Annotated in this window: 2 protein-coding genes and 2 pseudogenes; all 4 read left to right on the top strand. The window is 69.8% G+C overall.

Annotation, left to right across the window (positions count from 1 at the left end; translation table 11 throughout):
- Positions 1-107: pseudogene (locus ABGB16_RS33305) on the top strand (IS5/IS1182 family transposase); the annotation flags it as partial.
- Positions 108-240: 133 nt separating this feature from the next.
- Positions 241-1068, top strand: a pseudogene (locus ABGB16_RS33310) (prenyltransferase); the annotation flags it as partial.
- Between the two features lie 351 nt (positions 1069-1419).
- On the top strand, positions 1420-2574 hold the full coding sequence (gene hppD, locus ABGB16_RS33315) for a 4-hydroxyphenylpyruvate dioxygenase (RefSeq protein WP_347672028.1): 1155 nt from the start codon (positions 1420-1422) through the stop codon (positions 2572-2574).
- 220 nt (positions 2575-2794) lie between these two features.
- Positions 2795-3031: a DUF6431 domain-containing protein gene (locus tag ABGB16_RS33320; RefSeq protein ID WP_347672029.1), complete on the top strand. Its 237-nt coding sequence runs from the start codon at positions 2795-2797 to the stop codon at positions 3029-3031.
- The last annotated feature ends 94 nt before the right edge of the window (positions 3032-3125 follow it).

Raw genomic sequence — 3125 nt, forward strand, 5'->3', positions numbered from 1 at the left:
TCTATCTGTACCTGGCCGCCGCCATCGTCACCATCCGTCAGCTCATCACTCGAGCCCGAACCCTCTACCGCTGGGACGCCCGACCCACCACTCGCAGACTCAGATGACACCTATTGCCGGTCGCTCTAACGCAATTATCTCGATAATGTTAAATGTGAAACAGTGACGTCGCCGACAGCGCTGGCCCTCGACGGTGGCGTACGGTCCAGGCAACCGTCCGCCTACGAAGAGATGGTCCCGATGACTGTTGTACCGGGAAACCGCCTGACCACCGCACCGACCGGATTTATCGCTCCGCGCGTCAACGTGCGCGGCTTCGTGCGCCTGGCCCGCCTGCGCTTCCTGCTGTACAACGTCCTGCCGGTCGGCCTCGGGGTGGCCGTGGCGGTGCACCAGGGGCATGCGATAGACGTAAAGTGGTACTTGCTCGCCCAGGTGTTCGCCTGGACCGTCCACGTCACCACCCACTACTGCAACGAGTACTTCGACCTGGAGGCCGACCGGGCGAACGTCTACTTCACGCCTTGGACCGGCGGCAGCCGGGCCTTGGTCGACGGGCTCGTGCCACCGCTGGTGGCGCTCGGTACCGCGTTCGTGCTGTTGAGCGCGTCGATCGTGATGGTGGCGGTCATGCCGACCTGGCCCACGCGACTGCTCGCGACCGGTGCCGTCGTGCTGGCCTGGTTCTACACGGCGCCGCCACTGCGGCTTAACTACCGGGCGGCGGGGGAGTCCACGGTCGCTGCGATCCTCAACGGCCTGTGGCCCGCGGTCGCGGTGGTGCTGCAGACCGGGCGGGTACCAACGCTCCTGCTGGCCGTGCTGGCCCCGACCGCGCTGCTGCAGGCGGCCCGGATGATGGTGATGAACCTCGGCGACCGGCAGTCCGACGAACTGGTCGGCAAGCGCACCTTGCCGGTGATCCTTGGCTACCGCCGCGCGGTGACCGTGATCGTCGGCGCGCAGCCCGTCGCTTACCTGGCCCTGACCGCCTTCGCGCTGGCCGGCTGGGTGCCGTGGCTGGTCTGGGCGCTGATGACGGCGACCGCGCCGCTGTCCTGGTGGCTCGCCGTGCAGCTGCGCGGCGGCGCCATGCGCGATCTCGACCCGCGCCGGATGACGCCGGTGGTGTTCTGGGCGTCCAACCACGTGTCGCTCATCGTCGCGGCGGCGATGCTGGGCATGGTCCTCGACGCCGCCCGGCGCGGGGCCGGCGGCACGTCGATCGCCGTGCTGAGCGTCGTCCTGGCCGCTTACGCGGCACTGTTCGGCCACCGTCTGTGGCTCGCGAGCCGAGCCCGAGCCCAGGCCCAGGCCTCGGGAGCGCCGGAGGCCGCGACGGCCGTGACGGTGACGCAGGCCCCGCCAGCCGCGACAACGCTGGAGGCCCCGGCCGCAACAAAGCCGGAAGCCACGCCGGTGGTCGCCGCCGCCGATCGTACGGTCGCCGACCTCATCGGCGCCGTCGAGCGCGCCGCCGACGATCCCTTCCCGGTCGAGGGCCTCGACCACCTCCGGTTCGTCGTCGGCAACGCGGTACAGGCGGCCCACTACTACCGCACCGCGTTCGGCATGACTTGCGTCGCGATGCGCGGCCCGCATCAGGGGTACCGTGACTACGCCGAATACGTGATGGTCAGCGGCACGGCCCGGTTCGTCCTCGCCGGCGCGGTGCACGCCGAGGCAGACGGGGCGGCTCACCACGCGAAGCACGGCGACGGCATCCAGGACGTCGCGATCGAGGTGACGGACGTGGACGCCGCCTTCTGGTACGCCACGCAACGGGGTGCCACGGCGGTCGCCGAGCCGCACGACCTCACCGACGAGCACGGTACGGTGCGCACGGCCACGATCGCCGCATACGGCGACACCCGGCACACCTTGATCGACCGTTCCCGGTACACCGGACCGTTCCTGCCGGGCTTCGTCGCGTGCGCGCCGCTGAAGGCACCGGCCGCCGGCGAGTTCTTCCTGGCCGTCGACCACGTGGTCGGCAACGTGGAGCTCGGCGCGATGGACGAGTGGGTCGAGTTCTACCGCTGCGTCATGGGCTTCACCAACATGGCCGAGTTCGTCGGCGACGACATCGCCACCGAGTACTCGGCGCTGATGAGCAAGGTCGTCGCCGACGGTACGCGCCGGGTGAAGTTCCCGCTCAACGAGCCGGCCGTGTCCCGCAAGCGCTCGCAGATCGACGAGTACCTGCAGTTCTACGGCGGGCCCGGGGTGCAGCACGTGGCGCTGGCGACGCCCGACATCGTCGCGAGCGTCGACGCGATGACGGCGGCCGGCGTCGAGTTCCTCGACACCCCCGACTCGTACTACGACGCGGAGCTTCGCGCGCGCGTCGGCGACGTCCGGGTTCCGATCGAGGATCTGCGCCGGCGCCGGATCCTGGTCGACCGGGACGAGGACGGCTACCTGCTGCAGATCTTCACCAAGCCGGTCCAGGACCGCCCGACGGTGTTCTTCGAGCTGATCGAGCGGCACGGCTCGGCAGGCTTCGGGAAGGGCAACTTCAAGGCCCTGTTCGAGGCCATCGAACGCGAGCAGGAAAGCCGCGGCAATCTGTGACCGTAACGGCGCGTCGCCCCGGATCAGCCGCCGGACCTGGCTCACGAGCAGCACCGCCGCGGAGATTGGGCCACGGCCGGACATCATTGCCCGCCGCACCGATCCAGCGCAGCCCCGAACCGTACCGGCCAGGTGCACCCGCAAGCTCAACGCCGTTTGCGGCTGGTGACACGTTTCTTGCCGGCACCCCGCGGCCCGGCGGGCGCTGACTGCCGGGGTACTGCGCTGCCCGTGCGGCGGGACGCTGCGGGCGTGGGGCCATGCCAGGAACCGCACCGTCCGCGGTCTGGACCAGGTACGGCAGGTGCGCCCGGACCGGGTACGCTGCCGCTCCTGCCAAGGCACCCACGTCGTGCTGGCGGCCGGACTGCTGCCACACCGCGGCTACGGCCTTGACGTGATCGGCGCCGCGCTGCTCGGCGCCTGTAAGGTGCCAAAACTTAATTTCGGCGGCTGACCTGGGACTTCAAAGATCGGTTCAGGCGGCCCGATGGTACTCGTTGATGATTCCTCCCAGCCGTCGTCGGCGCCGGACGGCGCCGATGATCGGC

It is taken from the genome of Micromonospora sp. B11E3, assembly GCF_039871625.1.
Lineage (GTDB): Bacteria > Actinomycetota > Actinomycetes > Mycobacteriales > Micromonosporaceae > Micromonospora.